At 54.7% G+C, this 15,214-nt stretch carries 14 protein-coding genes; 2 read left to right on the forward strand and 12 right to left on the reverse strand.

Annotation, left to right across the window (positions count from 1 at the left end; all coding sequences use genetic code 11):
• Positions 1 to 104 precede the first annotated feature (104 nt).
• The 10 genes from P3M64_RS09990 to P3M64_RS10035 form a co-directional block, all read right to left on the reverse strand.
• The gene (locus P3M64_RS09990; RefSeq protein WP_132937486.1) at positions 105 to 1,520 is read right to left on the reverse strand and encodes a glycosyltransferase family protein; all 1,416 of its coding nucleotides are present in this window, start codon (positions 1,518 to 1,520) and stop codon (positions 105 to 107) included.
• Positions 1,521 to 1,588: 68 nt separating this feature from the next.
• Positions 1,589 to 2,728, reverse strand: a complete 1,140-nt coding sequence (locus P3M64_RS09995; RefSeq protein WP_132937485.1) for a radical SAM/SPASM domain-containing protein — start codon at positions 2,726 to 2,728, stop codon at positions 1,589 to 1,591.
• Entirely contained in the window at positions 2,725 to 3,060 is a 336-nt protein-coding gene (locus tag P3M64_RS10000; RefSeq protein ID WP_132937484.1) for a hypothetical protein, read from the reverse strand. Before P3M64_RS10000 ends, P3M64_RS09995 begins: the two co-directional genes overlap by 4 nt.
• A gap of 31 nt (positions 3,061 to 3,091) precedes the next feature.
• Complete coding sequence (locus tag P3M64_RS10005; protein ID WP_132937483.1) at positions 3,092 to 4,180, reverse strand: alpha-ketoacid dehydrogenase subunit beta; 1,089 nt, start codon at positions 4,178 to 4,180, stop codon at positions 3,092 to 3,094.
• Positions 4,173 to 5,123 carry a thiamine pyrophosphate-dependent dehydrogenase E1 component subunit alpha gene (locus P3M64_RS10010; protein WP_132937482.1) on the reverse strand — a complete coding sequence of 317 codons (951 nt, stop codon included), beginning with the start codon at positions 5,121 to 5,123 and terminating at the stop codon, positions 4,173 to 4,175. The genes P3M64_RS10005 and P3M64_RS10010 overlap by 8 nt, the downstream gene beginning before the upstream one ends.
• A 17-nt stretch (positions 5,124 to 5,140) precedes the next feature.
• Entirely contained in the window at positions 5,141 to 6,664 is a 1,524-nt protein-coding gene (locus tag P3M64_RS10015) for a PfkB family carbohydrate kinase (protein WP_132937481.1), read from the reverse strand.
• Positions 6,665 to 6,688: 24 nt separating this feature from the next.
• Entirely contained in the window at positions 6,689 to 7,288 is a 600-nt protein-coding gene (locus P3M64_RS10020) for an SIS domain-containing protein (protein WP_132937480.1), read from the reverse strand.
• Between the two features lie 18 nt (positions 7,289 to 7,306).
• Positions 7,307 to 8,296: an SDR family oxidoreductase gene (locus P3M64_RS10025; RefSeq protein WP_132937479.1), complete on the reverse strand. Its 990-nt coding sequence runs from the start codon at positions 8,294 to 8,296 to the stop codon at positions 7,307 to 7,309.
• 83 nt (positions 8,297 to 8,379) lie between these two features.
• Complete coding sequence (locus P3M64_RS10030; protein ID WP_132937478.1) at positions 8,380 to 9,480, reverse strand: radical SAM protein; 1,101 nt, start codon at positions 9,478 to 9,480, stop codon at positions 8,380 to 8,382.
• 136 nt (positions 9,481 to 9,616) lie between these two features.
• Positions 9,617 to 10,630 carry a glycosyltransferase family 2 protein gene (locus tag P3M64_RS10035; protein WP_132937477.1) on the reverse strand — a complete coding sequence of 338 codons (1,014 nt, stop codon included), beginning with the start codon at positions 10,628 to 10,630 and terminating at the stop codon, positions 9,617 to 9,619.
• Positions 10,631 to 11,191: 561 nt separating this feature from the next.
• Here P3M64_RS10035 and P3M64_RS10040 point away from each other — a divergent pair.
• A complete protein-coding gene (locus tag P3M64_RS10040; protein WP_132937476.1) occupies positions 11,192 to 12,319 on the forward strand; it encodes a glycosyltransferase family 4 protein in 1,128 nt (375 codons plus the stop codon).
• A gap of 3 nt (positions 12,320 to 12,322) precedes the next feature.
• Positions 12,323 to 14,260, forward strand: a complete 1,938-nt coding sequence (asnB, locus tag P3M64_RS10045) for an asparagine synthase (glutamine-hydrolyzing) (protein WP_132937475.1) — start codon at positions 12,323 to 12,325, stop codon at positions 14,258 to 14,260.
• A 22-nt stretch (positions 14,261 to 14,282) separates the two neighbouring features.
• On the opposite strand, the gene P3M64_RS10050 is transcribed toward asnB, so the two are convergent.
• A complete protein-coding gene (locus P3M64_RS10050) occupies positions 14,283 to 14,570 on the reverse strand; it encodes a cytochrome C oxidase subunit IV family protein (RefSeq protein WP_132937474.1) in 288 nt (95 codons plus the stop codon).
• Between the two features lie 4 nt (positions 14,571 to 14,574).
• Positions 14,575 to 15,213: a cytochrome c oxidase subunit 3 family protein gene (locus tag P3M64_RS10055; protein WP_243644652.1), complete on the reverse strand. Its 639-nt coding sequence runs from the start codon at positions 15,211 to 15,213 to the stop codon at positions 14,575 to 14,577.
• Between the last annotated feature and the right edge of the window lies 1 nt (position 15,214).

Below are 15,214 nucleotides of genomic sequence, written 5' to 3' on the forward strand. Positions count from 1 at the left end.
CTAAAACTTAGCCCCGCTGGGGTAACCGAAGAGCCTTCTCTCGCTGAAACTTAGATTATTATAAATTGTTATAGTGTAATTTTTATAGCGTATAAGACAGCGCGTCAACGCGCCAAGTCGTCAACGATTTGTTGCGCCCTGTGGCGCCAGCAGTGGCGTTCTTGGATCACCCGTTTGGCGTTCTCTCCTACTTGACGGCGTCCGGCGTCGTCATGCAGCCAGCGGCGCGCTTCGTCCTCAAAATTTTCAGGCGTGTAAGCGCCATAATGTACGCCAGGTTCGAATGAAGACAGCATTCCACCGACCGTTTTGTCGTGAGGGGACTCATGCATGAACAAGAATCCACCGACGGCCATACACTCCAGCGTTCGGCTGTGCAGCCCTAAACCGTGGGTGTTGTTCGACAGATTAATTTTCGAGCGTGCGTAGACATCTAGCAGGTCTTTTTGTGTCGTAAGAACGCCCTTGTGATAGGGGCGCGCAAACTCGTGCAACTCCAGTCCCGGCCCGTATAGTTCAAGAGAACTGGAAACGCGTTCGGCAAGCTTAACCAAGGCGACGCGATCCATAAGACGAGGGTATGATTGAGAAAAATAACTAATGGCGCCCGCAATGGGTGAAATTCCGCCGCGCGTCTGAATGCTGGCGTGTCCCGTCATATAGCGGAGAAGTTTCGCCCTAAATGTTGACCTCTGTGTGACGTAGGGTGTGAGGATATGCGCGCAGGCGCGTTTTTTGCGCAGGCGCGGTTTTTTCGGTGTCGGCGCGGAAAGTTTGTCGTCGTACAATGCCGCTTGATCGAGCATGGCTGCGGCGAGTTTGTGGATGTTCAGTTCCCCGCGCAGGGGCCGGTAAAAGCTATCGACGACCTGCTGTATGACCTGCAGGATCGCAAGCGGAACATAATCGACCGGAATATATTTTCCAAAAAACATCCTTCTCAACAGCCAAATCAGGCGTGAACGTCCGATTAACGGAAAGCTGTAGATGAGGTTGTCCAGGAACCAAAGCATGTCCAGTCTGGGGCTTGGCGCGGGGGTTACGGGAGCCGGCAGTCCGGCACAAAGTGAAAAATCGATATTTTGTTCGGAAAGACGTGGCGTGAAGGTCAAGGTCTGCGGATCAACGCCGGTAAAAAGGTTCCCCACGAAACAAGGAACCTCGACATTGATGCCAAGGACCTCTGGATCTCCCAACGCATAAAGAAGATCGAAATCACGAAAACTTTCTGAAAAACCGTCTAATGTTTCCGGGTAGACGTCCTGATACCATGAAATATGGCGGATATGAGGAGGAAGCGGCACATCGGGATCGCGAATACGGTTGACTTGAAGCACCACATCGATGGAAAAATTCTCGCACAGTTTGATGATTTCCACAGACGAAAGCGGCGTAGGCATGGCCGCGCCGTAATGCCCGATGCCATTGAGGCCGTCAGCCAACCCCTTGACCATGCGCTGGTCATAGGCGTTGGCGACGTTTGGCATAATCAAAAAACGCAAAGACTTGTGCTTTGGCATTTTAACCGGTTCCTCTAGGGAAGACGCTCTTTAGTAAAAAATGCCCCGGATATAGGCGACGGTCCCCGTTACAAAAAATTCACATGCATGGGCTTAGGGTCCTGGCCGGGTTGAATCCGTTGAATGCCCTTCGCGTGGTTGTCGAGCGCAGCGCTGACGTAGTGTTGGATCGGCAGAGTTCCCATCATGGTTTGGGCGTCGAAGGACGGGGACGCCAAATAGTTCATCGCTCTCCAATAGCGTTCCGATTTCCAGATATCTTTGAAACGCTCCTCGACAAAATTCCCGATGTGCAATTTTGAATAGCGCGCATTGAAGAACATGCCCGAGGGGGCGACGAGGCCGCTGCCGCTGATTTGGAGAAGAAATTGCGGCCCATAGAAGCGGCTATATGTCGGTTTGTCGCCGTCGCGGATTTTGCTCCACTTGACGATGACTTTGGTTTGTTCGTTGCTCATATCCTCGGCCGCGGTGAGTAGATCGTGAAGCCCTTCATATTGAGAATAATCGATGCCAAGCGTGTGCTGCTCATCGTCCGAACAGTGTTTGATCACGGCGTAATCGACGCCCAAATCGAGTCCCAATTGGGCGAAGGGGATGATTTCATCCTTAAGGTGAGGCATCAGCACCATTTGAATGCCCAGTGTTACCGGCAAATTCAAACGTTTTTTTAGGGCGACCGCATACTTGATATTTTTCATGGCGCGATCGAACACCTCGGTATGTTCGGGTCCCTTGTACATGATGTCGGCGTAGCTCTCCGGTCGCCCGGCCGCGACGGTAAAGCGTATCCAGGTCATGTGCGGTAGAACTTGATCGATTTTGTCTTCGCCGAACTCCCACGCGTTCGTGGCGTTGCCGACGTCGATGCCCAGTTCCGAGGCATGTTGGATGAAGGGGACATAGGCCTTGGATAGTGTGCTTTCACCATCGGAAACCAGCGAGACACTGCGGATGCCAATGCTCGCGAAGTCATCGAGAAGATGAAGCGCGCTGTCGGTTTTGATGCTGCTGCGCGCCTGTGATTCTTGCATCATGGCGTAGCAAAACGAACACATGGCGCTGCACGATCTGGTTAGCGACATATCGACGCTGACCGGAGCGATCCGTTCGCCGGCCTCCCAGGCTTGGACTCGGTCGAAGTGATAGGACAGCTTGTGCGAATCTAAAATCAATGCGCCTTCGCGCGTTTGTATGGCTTCACTCATGATTTTACCTCGATTCCACGCAGTTTGCGCAATGAGCTTCTATCCCCGAGCGGTTCCAACCACACCACCAAAGCGTTATCGAGGGAAGTTTTTAAGTGGTCTTCCACATCGAGCAAAAGCGTGCCGCGCTTGTCCGGGGAGAGCGGTTCGAGAAGTCTTAAAATAACTTGTCCGTCGTCTTTGCACTCCACGACGTTTACGGCCTTACGCGTGGATGCGGGCATGGCCTCCAGTGCCGCGTTAACGCGGGCGCGTCGTTCCGCATCGCGCAGGCGCAGCCAATCGTCTCCGGGGGTCGGCGTGGGGACGTTTGCGTAGGTCAGTTGATTCATTGTTGTTTATCTCGTCAGATCTGGATCAAGGTTAAAAAGGACCGGTGAATTCCTGGTTGGGCGTATCGTGGCGCCCCCGCGGGTGGATGTCGATTTTCAGTTGGGCGTATCCGCCCGTGCTCCGCGGTCCCTCCACTAGGTCGATAACCGCCTCCGCGATGGTGCGGGCGTCGGGATAGTAGTGTTCGGACATGTATTGAGAGGTTGGCGCAGGAAAATCCGGGGATGCGATTCGCACCGGTTTCGCTTTTAACGCGTTAAAACCCTTTTCGACGATTTGAGCGATCACTTCACCGGCGATACTTCCTGTGCGAAAAGCCGTGTCCGCGACGATCAAACGTCCCGTTTTCTTGACGGATGACAGTACGGTTTCGGTATCCAGCGGGCGAACGCTGCGCATATCTATAACCTCGATGCTGACGCCCATAGTCGATAATAAAGCCTTTGCGGCGACGAGCGCCTCGACGGTCATATAAGAAAAGGCCGCCACGGTGACGTCGGAGCCTTCATGCAAAACTTTGGCTTTATGTAAGGGCGCGTCGTACGGACCAAGTGGAACGACGTCCTTGATTTGATGTAACCATCGATGTTCGATGATCAGTACGGGATTGTCGTCCTTGATGGCGGCGATAAGCATTCCCTTCGCATCGTATCCCGTTGTTGGCATAACAACCTTCATCCCCGGAACCTGGGCAAACATGGATTGTAGGCTTTGAGAGTGCTGTGGCCCCTGCCCCCATCCGCGCCCAACAATCATCCGCACGACCAGAGGAACCGACGCTTTCCCGTCGAACATATAATGCCACTTTGCCGCGTTGTTGACCAATTGATCCATGGATAGAAGGGCGAAATCGATACGTTGATGCACCAGGACCGGGCGTATTCCCTGCAGTGCGGCCCCGATGCAAACGCCCGTCAGGCCGTTTTCAGAAAGAGGCATGTCGAAAACGCGCCGATGCCCGAATTTTTCCCGCAATCCGGACGTCGTCGTAAAGATCGCTTTGGGATCGGGGACCCCCTCACCGATGACAATCACGTTTTGGTCTTGCTCCATTGCTTGCTCGAAGCCTTCCCGAACGGCTTGAGCAAACGTGATCTCGTGTGATGGCGCTTCAGGCATAGACTTTTCCTTCGGCGTCCTTGATCGTCGGAGTTTGGCTAGAGAGCGCGAATTCGAACGCGGCCGTGATTTCCGCTCGAATCTCAGCTTCCTGCTGGGTGATGCTGGTGTTTTTAAAGTTTATTTTTTCAACGTAATTGGCGATAGGGCAGTCGTTCATTCCGGCTTCGATTTCCTGTTTCGAGCGGTAGCCAAGCTGGTCGTCGAAGTTTGGACCGCAGTGCTCACGCCAACGATAGGTGTGAAACTCCAAAAACTGGGGGCCGTGACCGGATCTTATCGATTCCACGGCGCGCCGCGAGGCGTTCAGAACCTCCTGGACATCGTTGCCGTTTCCCGAATATGCAGTTATGCCGTGAGCTCCCGCCAATAGGTGGATCGGGCGGTCCGGTTGGCGTTCTTCACGTCGCGTGTAGACCGAGAAATTATTATTTTCACAGACAAAAAGAATCGGCAGGCGATGCAGCGCGGCGAAGTTTAGGGATTCGTGAACAACACCTTCCTCGAAACAGCCGTCGCCGAAGAAGACCACCGTAACCTGTCCCGTGTCCTTCAGTGCGCACGCCCAAGCGGTCCCCACCGCCAAGGGAACGGTGCCGCCAACGATTGGCGTTGCGCCCATGAAGCCGACATCCATGTCGATCATGTGCATCGAGCCCCCGCGTCCCCCGCAACATCCGCTCGCACGTCCATACAATTCCGCGATCATTGCGTTCAGATTTCCCCCCTTTGCAAGGTAGTGCCCGTGCGCACGATGATTACTATAAACGAGGTCCTCGCGTTTAAGCGATGCGCAAACACCGACGGCAATCGCCTCTTGTCCGATGCACAGGTGCATCGGACAGCGCATTTCCTGTTCGGTGTAGCGCTCGGCCAAGGCTTCCTCGATGCGCCGAATCCGGAGCATTGAACGAAACAATTGACTTGGGGACGTATCTGTCATGTGACCGGTTTTTTCCGTTATTTAAGTAAGGTCGTGATGTATTTCTTCATGGCGATAGGGTCGATCGGCTCTCGATTACATACGATTTGAACGTCAATTGCGGCGGCAACGGCACCAAGGAACGCGGAGAGGTCGGCGCCCAATCCCTTGCTAAGGGCCAGAGCGGATAGGGCGAGAAAGGCATCTCCGGCGCCTATGCGGTCGACTACGCGTGAGGACAGGGCGGGAATCTTATGAAAAGTCTGAGGCTCCGCCTCGTACATCATAACGCCGTTCATACCGCGCGTAACGGCAAGATACTTAGAGTCGAGCCTCGCGGCAATCATTTCACCGATGGTCTCCAGGGGTCTATGGCGATCATGAGCAGCCAGACGGAGTTCCGGCTCGTTGAGAGAAATAAAGTCTGCGCGGGAATATCGATTGATGACATGATAGCCGCGGTTGCCGCTGTTGACCTGGGTGTTAACGGCAAGAAAAGGCGCCCTGTCCGAGATAATTTTTGTCATTTCCCGGGTGATGAAACCGTTTCCAAAATCCGTAACGATAACGACATCGTAGTCGGCGACTCTTTTTTCCAGCCAAGTACACGTGTCCGCGCCATTGTTTTTAAGCTGGGGTTGGTCGTGGAAAAAGTAGACCTCAAATAGCTTGGACATATCGCTGTCCACGAAACGGCGCTTGGTCACTGTTGGCGCATTGACAAAATAAGAAAAAACAGGCGTTACATTGTCGTTTAGCTTGGTGCGAATGTAGTCTTCGTGGCTATCGTGATCGCCCAGTCCCGCAACCAAGGTCACGGAATTGGAAAATTGGGCGACATGGTTTGCAATTGCGATGGACCCCCCGGCGAATTGCTCCTCCGTATCATATTTGACCGCAAGGACGTTTCCTTTTCCCGTTTGCCCCAGGGAAGAAACGTAGTGATACTGATCGATAATGGCGTCGCCGATAACCAGAACGTTAAGATCGGATAGGGAATCCAAGAGCTTGGACACGTCCTTTTGTGGCCATTTTTTTTGGAAAGACATCAGGAAATCTTTTGTTTCCGGGGAAAAAACGCCAAAATGCTCGTTAAGCAAGCTGGTTGAACTGAAGGTGATTTCGTCGGTGTAAAAGACCCTGCCGCCATGGGCCGTCGTCGCCTCTTGCTCTAGGCGAATGTTGCCCGTTATGTCCTCGCCGTGCGAGCGATACTCGCTGCCTTTCACGTAGACGTTCGGCTTTATCTTGTGTATCGCATTGACGGCGGAAACGTCATGGTTGACGGCGACAAGGTCTACACACTCAAGGGCGGCCAAATTTTCTGCCCGTAATTGCTCGCTGAAGACCGGACGCCCAGGGCCTTTGTTGACAAACTTATCGGCCGTTACGGTGACAACAAGAACATCACCTTCCAGCTTCGCACGTTGGAGGTAGCGAATATGGCCCGTATGCATGAGGTCGAAAGTGCCATGACATTGGACAACCGTCTTACCGTCCCCCCGAAAAGATTCGGTGCGATCGGACAGCTCCTCCAGAGAAACGATTTTGTTATTTATCATTGCGGGCCATCTTCGCTTTCCATTCTAGACTTCGCATAGTTTTTCGTTCAGCCGATCCGAGATATTGTGGAGGAGAAACTGGTGTCCGATCTCGACAAAGCCATAGTCGTGCGAATCCAACCAAAAGTTAACGTCACCCATCCCGCGTAGGGCGTTGTCGAAGGTGAATCCGCTCATCGTGATCACCTCGGCGCCTTTTTCCGTCGCTCGCTTGGCCGCGTTTGTAATATTAGCGGAATTTCCAGAGCTGCTGATCGCGATCAGAATATCGTTAGGCTCGACCAATTGTGACAACATTCGCGCAAATGCGTTTTCATAGCCGAAATCATTGCTCATGCACGTCATGAGGGACGCCTCGTGTAAAGTTATGGCCTTTAGGCGCGCCACATTAAAAAAGTCCGTCGCGGCATGGCCGGCGACTCCGGCGCTGCCGCCGTTTCCCACTAGAAACAGGTTTCGCCCCGCTTCGCGGAGCGTGATGAAGCGCTTGGCGAGGTCGCTCATCGCCTGTTCGAGATCGCGCAATTCCCCGCGACGATTAGTAAGGTTCGTTTTTTTCAATATAGCGCCAAATTCCGCCACCCGGGTGGCGATGGACATATCACACAGCACGATCTCACTCATCTCCAGTCATAAAAATTTCTAATCGCCCAAATACTGAAACCACGCTTCCGTCGCCTGGTCTATGCTTTTGGGATCCCAAACGGGAGCATCCCGCCAGTCGGTAATATGTTCCAGCATGTGCCCGACTCCCTCTTCGAAGGAGATGCGCGCGCGCCACCCTAAAAGGGTGTTTATTTTATTGATATCGGCGAAAGTACAATCTGGTTCGCCGGGTCTTTTGGGGATGAATTCGACCTCTCCGCCCAACAATTCGACAAGTCGATTGATACTAAACGTTCCGCCGCTTCCAACGTTCATGGCCTCGCCGGAAACGTGCGATTGCGCGGCGGCTAAAAAAGCCTGCGCCACGTCGGTGACGTAGGTAAAGTCGCGCGTCTGTTGTCCGTCGCCGACAACCGTAAACGGCCGCCCACTCAATTTTTGGGCCAGGAAGACACCGAATACGGCGCCATAAGCCCCGCTCGTGCGTGAACGTGTGCCATAAACATTGAATAATCTCAAGGAAATGGCATCTAACCCGTACACCTGAGCCCAGTGCAGCGTAAGTTCCTCGCCCATGTATTTTGTTAGGGCGTAGGGATATTGGGGCTGAATGGGGGACGTTTCGGGGGTCGGGTAAACTTCCGGGATGCCGTAACTCGACGAGGATGCCGCGTAAACGATACGTTCGGCCCCGGCGTTGCGGGCGCACTCCAGAACGTTGAAGGTCCCGGTTACGTTGGTGCTGAAATACTGCCCCGGCATTTCAATGGAGGGCACGATATCGGCTAGTCCGGCGAGATGAAACACCCAATCGACATCCTTAAAAGCCGGCTTTAGCGACGCGATGTCCCGGATATCGGCATCTATGAACGTGAAACCCGCGTGTTCCGCGATCGAAGAAAGGTTCGACATTCGTCCGGAAGTCAGGTTGTCGACGACGATGACCTCGCACCCTTCGGAAATCAGTAACTCGGCCAAATGGCTTCCGATGAAGCCGGCCCCCCCGGTAACCAGTGCTTTTGTCAACGGTCACTCCCCTTGTTTCTACTTTCCGCAGTTTGCGTTTGCTCTCATATATCCGGGTCGATAGATATTATGAACGATCGAGCTTAAATAAAATTAACGTGTTCGATAAGGCCTTCGCGAAGGTCGAAAAGATAGCGATTTATCTCGTCCATGCGGCAGTTTTTCCGACAATTCTTGATATCCAGATCGTGACGCACGTATTGGAAGCTCGCTTCGCGTTCAGGTCCCGTCCAGATGGATTGAAAGCTTCGATCATTAATATTTCCGTACATAAATTTTTCATGAAGCAAATGTGCGCTGCACCCGGAAACCTGCCCGTCCGCCATGATGTAAGCCCAAAAAAATGGGGTGGCGTTACATTTGGTGTAGCGCGCATCATTGGGCTGGTCGTACTTTTTCATCGTGTGTTCGCGAAAAATTACGTGAAAATCATCCGTGTTTAACTGGCGCACGGTGTCGGCCAGGTCCATGAACTGGGCGTAACGAATATCCTTGTAAACTTCCGTATTGCTGTACAGATGCTGGGAATATGGTTTGACGACAAGGTAGTCAAGGCCGATCTCATCGCGGCAGATTCGCGCGAGTGTTTCTATTTCCTCGGCGTTTTCGGGAAGAAGAAGGGTTTGGGCTCCGATGGTGCAAGATAGCCCTTCTTTCTTTTTGACCGAAACGGCGTGCTTGAGGTTATCGACCACGGTTTGGAAGTCGCGCGCCTTGGTTCGATGTATCTTCGAGTACGTTTCCGCCGTGCCCGCATTCATCGAAACCTTGATCCAGGACGTCCGGGCCAAGGACTGTTCGACGAAGGCTTCGTTTAGAACGACGGCGTTTGTCGTGAAGGAAACATCGATCCCCGCGTCGGTCGTTGATTTGACAATTTGGTTGATTTTCTTGTGCAAAAGAGGTTCGCCCTCTCCCGCGTACATAATGCTTTTAACGCCAAGGCGTCCCATCTCCACCACGCGTTCGGCGTAGATGTCGGCGTCGAGCATCCGGCTTTTGTAACCAATATAATCGACGGCGCAGAATGTGCAGCGGTGATTACACGCGCCGACCGGGGATACCTCGACATAGATCGGATAGACGTCTTTCGCCTTTTCCCAATTGTCGCCGGCGTCCAAGAACTGGGCGACGCGTCGCGGGTGATAGGCCAATTTGTGGCTGTCGATACCGTATCTATCCATCGTAGGGCCGTTCCTCGTTAAGGTAGAATCCGAAAGCGGCCTTCATACTATCGTGGGCAGAAAGTGATACAACTGAAAAGTATGAATTCTTCGCTCGGGGCGGAACGTCGTCGGGCTGGGGGGTAATTGCTTGGGCCTATACCCGCCTCGCGGATACGCGTCGCATCAATTGTCGTATGCCGTGTGGTGCGAGCGGCCTTGCGATGCGCCAAGCCGACCGCGTGAGGTTCCGAAGGATTAAGCGACTGGTGATGTATCGCCGGCCTCGGGGCGTCGTCAGCAACCATAGTATGGCGCGCAGGCTATGCTCGGGTAAAACACCGACGTTACGAAAACGCGCGTACAGGTCTGCCGTTTCGTTGTCCTCTAAGGTTTCGAGAAACGAATTGGTCAATTTACGCACCACGGTGGCGTTAAGGGTTTTTTTTGAAGAATAAGAATCTGGATACTCGTAAAAATAGCCCATTACTTTTGGAACGTATACGGCGCCCGTAGTAAGTGCTAGGCGAAAATCGAGGAAATTATCCGCAAAGGATCCCAAGTTCGCGGGCATTCCGCCATCGAGACGAGACCGACGAAAGATAATCGTATTCGTCGAAAACGTGAAAAAATTCTTAGATAATACACGCTCCATTTCAGTTGCATCGATAAATGTCGGTATGTCGGACAGAAATAGCGGAAAGGTGCGAATCTCACCGTTGTGCGGATTGATAACTGCCGGATCGAAAAACACGAATGACGCCTTGCGATGGGTATCTAGGAAGTGGACCGCCGTACGAAACAAATCCGGCAAGATTTCATCGTCGCAGGCGAGAAAGCAAACGTACGCGCCCCTCGATTCGGCAAGGCCGACGTTACAGGCACGCGCAGCGCCGTCGTTTTTTTCTTTTCGCACAACCCGTGCCGTAGGTATTTCGGAGGCGGCCTCGATAACCTCCGCAAGCTTGTCGGCGGGGGAAAAATCATCGACGACGATAATTTCATCCGCCTCAAGAGTCTGGCGGCGGATGGCGTTCAGTTGTCTGCGAATAACGTCGCCATGATTGTAGTGTGGGATGATCACCGAAATGCCGCTCGTCTCCAACTCGAAAAACTCCCCTTCAATAACGCGGCGAGAGCGCATCTCGACTACGTAAAGCGCCTCGATCACGTAAAAAACGAGGCGCGTTCTCTGCGGGCGTTATTATGTCCTACGCTTATTTTATACTCTTATACGAATTTTTGTGACTGTACATCCGTTAACGTTTTCGCCGTCGGCGTAAATCGCCTTATCGGTGCCTTCGGAAAGCGTTGCCATTCTCGGACGTAAGATTGGATGTTGCGGGGCGCCGGTCTTTGAGACTATGAAAGAGCCTCGATTCGGCGGCGGACACGCATGATGTCGCAAGTGGGATTTACGTGTCCGGGCGACGCGGTTACCCGATCTCTATTTTGTGCGATGCGATTTAAAGTGGATTGCAGGGTGGAACGGGATGAGGGCTTCGGAAATTTTCTCGATGGGCACCGATGAGGCGGATTGCGCGTCAAAAAAGTGCATCGATAGCGAAGGTTATGGCGCTCACTGTCTATTGTGGCTCAAGAATTACGGGCCGAGGATTCGGGGTGGATTCGGTAGCTTGAGAACGAGAGGAAAGTTAACGAAAAGACGTGTGGTCGTCGGCATGGCTGCAATGAATATGTCTTCTGAAAAGCATAGGAAAAAAACAGAACCGTGATTGACGTTTGCCACCTGATCACAGGCTTAGGGCCCGGCGGCGCGGAAAGCATGCTCAACAAACTGGCGGGCACGCAGACATCGGCTGTCCGCCATACCGTCGTCTCCATGATCCCGGAAGGCTTTTTCGCGCCGCTTCTGCGCGAGCGGGGGGTGCGTGTTTACGATCTCGGCATGGCGCGCGGCCTGCCCAATCCGCTCGCTCTTTTCAGGTTGGTGTCTTTGTTGCGCGATATCCGCCCGGATGTTTTGCAAACGTGGCTCTACCACGCGGATCTCCTCGGTTTGATCGCGGGAAAATTGGCGGGAGTTTCCGCGATTTCATGGAATATCCGCTGCTCGAACATGGACATGCGCCATTATGGTCGATTGTCACGGGTGATGCCGCATTTGCTCGCCCGGCTTTCGAGTGGACCGGATGTGTGTGTGGTAAACTCCCGGGCCGGGAAATGCGCACATGAAAATTTGGGTTATCGCCCTAAACGTTGGGAGGTTATCCCCAACGGCTTTGATCTTGCGCAGTTTCGCCCGGATGCCGCGCGCCGTAAGACCCTTCGCCGACAACTCGGGGCCAACGACAATACGTTCCTCGTTGGCATGGTCGCGCGGGTCGACCCGATGAAGGATCACGCCGGGATGCTCGCAGCGTTATCGCGCTTAAACGCGGAAGGACGTGATCTGATCGGCGTATTCGTCGGTAGGGGATGTGAGGAGGACGGTCCCTTGGTGTCCCAAATTCAGGAGTGGAATTTGGAAAACCACGTTCGCATGCTGGGGGAACGAAAAGATATCTCAGGTATCTTATCCGCGCTGGACGTTTTCGCTTTGGCTTCGCACTCAGAAGGTTTTCCCAACGTGGTTGGCGAAGCGATGGCTTGCGGTACGCCGGTGGTCGTCTCCGATGTCGGTGATTGCCGCGATATTGTCGGTCGTTTCGGTTGTGTCGTTCCTCCAGGAGACGTCCACGCGCTGACCCGCGCCTTGGCGGATACGTACGCCCTTGGGCACGACGGGCGTACCCGCCTGAGCGCCGAAAGACGCTCCCACATCGAAGAAAGGTATGGGCTGCCCATCATCGTCGAGCGGTACGAAGCGCTTTATCGGGATCTTATGGAGAAACATTAAGTCGTGTGCGGTTTTGTCGGGTATTTAAATCCAAAAGGCGGGCAGAGCGCCGCCGAGATGGATGCGCTGGTTTTGGCCATGGCCGAGACCATCGCCTATCGGGGACCGGACGACGCCGGAAGTTGGTGCGATCCCGAGACGGGGGTCGCGCTTGGCCATCGCCGGTTGTCGATCATCGACCTATCGCCGATGGGCCGTCAGCCGATGGTCTCCGCCGATGGCCGCTATGTCATCATCTACAATGGCGAGATTTATAATTTTCCCGAAATCCGCGCCGAATTGGAAGGCGCGGGGGTCTGTTTTCGTGGTCACAGCGATACCGAAGTGATCCTGGAGGCTTGGGCGGCGTGGGGCGGTGCGCGCACGGTGAAACGGATGCTCGGGATGTTCGCCTTGGCGCTTTGGGATCGCCGGGAAAGACGGCTGACCTTGGTGCGCGACCGGTTGGGGATCAAGCCCGTTTATTGGGGCTGGAACCGGGGGGTGCTGTTTTTTGGATCGCAGCCCGGCCCTTTCACCAAGCATCCCGGGTGGCGGGGAGAAATTGACCGCGACGCGCTATGCGCCTTCGTACGCCATGGCTACGTTCCGGCGCCGCACTCGATCTACGGCGGGATTGAAAAACTGGAACCGGGCGTGATGGTGGACATCGCCGCCGATGGGGCCGCCGTCAAAACGCGTTATTGGGACATGCGGTCTCTCGCCCGGCGAGAAGGCGGCCTGCCTGTCGCCACCACCGATGCGGCCGCCACCGACGCCCTGGAAGACCTGCTCAAGGACGCCATCGGGCGGCGCATGGTCGCCGATGTGCCGTTGGGGGCCTTTCTGTCGGGGGGGATCGACAGTTCGACGGTGGTCGCCTTGATGCAGGCGCAAAGCGCCCGCCCGGTAAAGACTTTTTCGATCGGCTTTCACGAACACGGCTATGACGAGGCCCGTCACGCCAAGGCGGTGGCGGCGCATCTGGGCACGGAGCACACCGAATTGTACGTCGATCCCGGTCACGCCCGGGATGCATTGGCGGGCATGGCCACTTGGTATGACGAGCCGTTCGCCGACAGTTCTCAAGTTCCGACCTATTTGGTGTCTGAAATGACGCGCCGGCACGTCACGGTCTCGTTGTCGGGCGACGGCGGAGATGAGTTATTCGGCGGCTATAACCGTTATTTCCTGGGTGCGGCGCTGTGGCGGCGCTTCGGCCATTGGCCGGGGCCGTTGCGGGGTCTGGTCGCGGGCGGCCTGAAGACGCTGACACCGAGCGCCTGGAATACGCTTTTAAGCGTTTTACCCGATCGTATCCGCCCGCCCCAGGTCGGCGATAAAATTCATAAACTGGCCGATATCCTGTCCCTGGACAGCCAGCAGGCCCTGTATTTGCGTCTGGTCAGCCAATGGGGTGATCCTGCGGCCCTGGTGCCGGGCGCGCGCGAGCCGCGTGGCCTTTTGTGGGATGAGACCGTGCATGACGATGTCCCCGATTTCGTCGAGCGAATGCAGTACCTGGATACGGTGACCTATCTGCCCGACGATATTTTGACCAAGGTCGATCGGGCGTCGATGGCGGTGTCGCTTGAGGCCCGGGTGCCGCTTCTCGATCATCGGGTGGTGGAATTCGCCTGGGGCCTGCCCAAGCATCAAAAAATACGCGGCGGCGAAGGCAAGTGGCTTTTGCGTCAGGTCCTCTATCGCCATGTGCCGAAAAAATTGATGGCGCGCCCGAAGATGGGCTTCGGCGTGCCGATCGACAGCTGGCTGCGCCATGAACTGCGCGATTGGGCCGAGGCCATGCTGAGCGAGAATCGATTGCGCGATGAGGGTTTCTTCGATCCGACCGAGGTACGAAAAATCTGGTCCGACCATCTTTCGGGCAAATGCAATGCGCAGTATGTGTTATGGAATATTTTGCAATTTCAATCTTGGAAACAGGCCTGGGTCGGCTGAAATCGTCCGCCCGAGCGTGGCTTTAGGGGGTAAAGGCATAGATCAGGGCTATCGTCGCGTTGATCAAGAAGACCGCGACGAGAAAACCCTGCCGCCAGCCACCGCTCGCGGCGCGCAGGTTGAGAAAATTCAAAAGGACCTGAGCGGCCTTGACTGTCGTGATTGCAAGCACGACAACGACGACCCAAACGCCGAGGGGATGGGGATCGCCTGCCGTGGCGCGCCCGCCGACCATGCTCGCTAGGGTCAGGCCGACCAAAACAAGCCAAGTCCAGGTCAGACGACGGTTGGAAGGGGATTGAAAGTGCATCGGTTCACCGGATCAGATACAAAAGGGGGTACATGACGATCCAAATCAGGTCCACCATGTGCCAAAAAGCGGCCCCGGTTTCCATGTTTTCCAGGCTGTTCTTCCAGGTCACGAGACCCAGCACCACGAGGCCCGCGACGACGTGCATGAAATGAAACCCGGTCATCAGAAAAAACAAGGTGAAATAGGTATTTGTCTCGATGGAGATGCCGTGGCTGAACATGTCGGCGTATTCGATGATTTTGATGACCAAAAAGGCCGATCCGACGGCCATCGCGACAAGGGTCAGGCGCCGCGACAAGGAGACACGACCGCGTGCGCGCAGGCGCACCGCCAAGGCCAGGACATAGCCGCTGGTAATCAAAACAAGGGTATTGAGGCCGCCGACAAAGCGATCGACCTGATCTTGAGCGTAAGCGAACGTGACGGGGTCGAGCGCGCGGGCGACGCTGTAACCGAGGAAAAAAGCCCCGAACACCAAAAGCTCGCTGATGATCAAAATCCACATCATCGGATTGCCCGGCAAGTTATCGAGCGCACCCCACCCGCCCGTTTCACTTTCACCATGTGTATCGTGTTCGCTATGTGTATCGTGCGCGGGTTTTGCGTCGTGCGTCGCCACGGAAAGGGGATCGCCATCCATG

The organism is Varunaivibrio sulfuroxidans (assembly GCF_029318635.1).
Lineage (GTDB): Bacteria > Pseudomonadota > Alphaproteobacteria > Rhodospirillales > Magnetovibrionaceae > Varunaivibrio > Varunaivibrio sulfuroxidans.

Excerpts from the sequence above, each read along its gene's own strand:
- P3M64_RS09990 (WP_132937486.1), bottom strand. The coding sequence starts at position 1,520 with ATGCCAAAGCACAAGTCTTTGCGTTTTTTGATTATGCCAAACGTCGCC.
- P3M64_RS09995 (WP_132937485.1), bottom strand. The coding sequence starts at position 2,728 with ATGAGTGAAGCCATACAAACGCGCGAAGGCGCATTGATTTTAGATTCG.
- P3M64_RS10000 (WP_132937484.1), bottom strand. The coding sequence starts at position 3,060 with ATGAATCAACTGACCTACGCAAACGTCCCCACGCCGACCCCCGGAGAC.
- P3M64_RS10005 (WP_132937483.1), bottom strand. The coding sequence starts at position 4,180 with ATGCCTGAAGCGCCATCACACGAGATCACGTTTGCTCAAGCCGTTCGG.
- P3M64_RS10010 (WP_132937482.1), bottom strand. The coding sequence starts at position 5,123 with ATGACAGATACGTCCCCAAGTCAATTGTTTCGTTCAATGCTCCGGATT.
- P3M64_RS10015 (WP_132937481.1), bottom strand. The coding sequence starts at position 6,664 with ATGATAAATAACAAAATCGTTTCTCTGGAGGAGCTGTCCGATCGCACC.
- P3M64_RS10020 (WP_132937480.1), bottom strand. The coding sequence starts at position 7,288 with ATGAGTGAGATCGTGCTGTGTGATATGTCCATCGCCACCCGGGTGGCG.
- P3M64_RS10030 (WP_132937478.1), bottom strand. The coding sequence starts at position 9,480 with ATGGATAGATACGGTATCGACAGCCACAAATTGGCCTATCACCCGCGA.
- P3M64_RS10050 (WP_132937474.1), bottom strand. The coding sequence starts at position 14,570 with ATGCACTTTCAATCCCCTTCCAACCGTCGTCTGACCTGGACTTGGCTT.
- P3M64_RS10055 (WP_243644652.1), bottom strand. The coding sequence starts at position 15,213 with ATGGATGGCGATCCCCTTTCCGTGGCGACGCACGACGCAAAACCCGCG.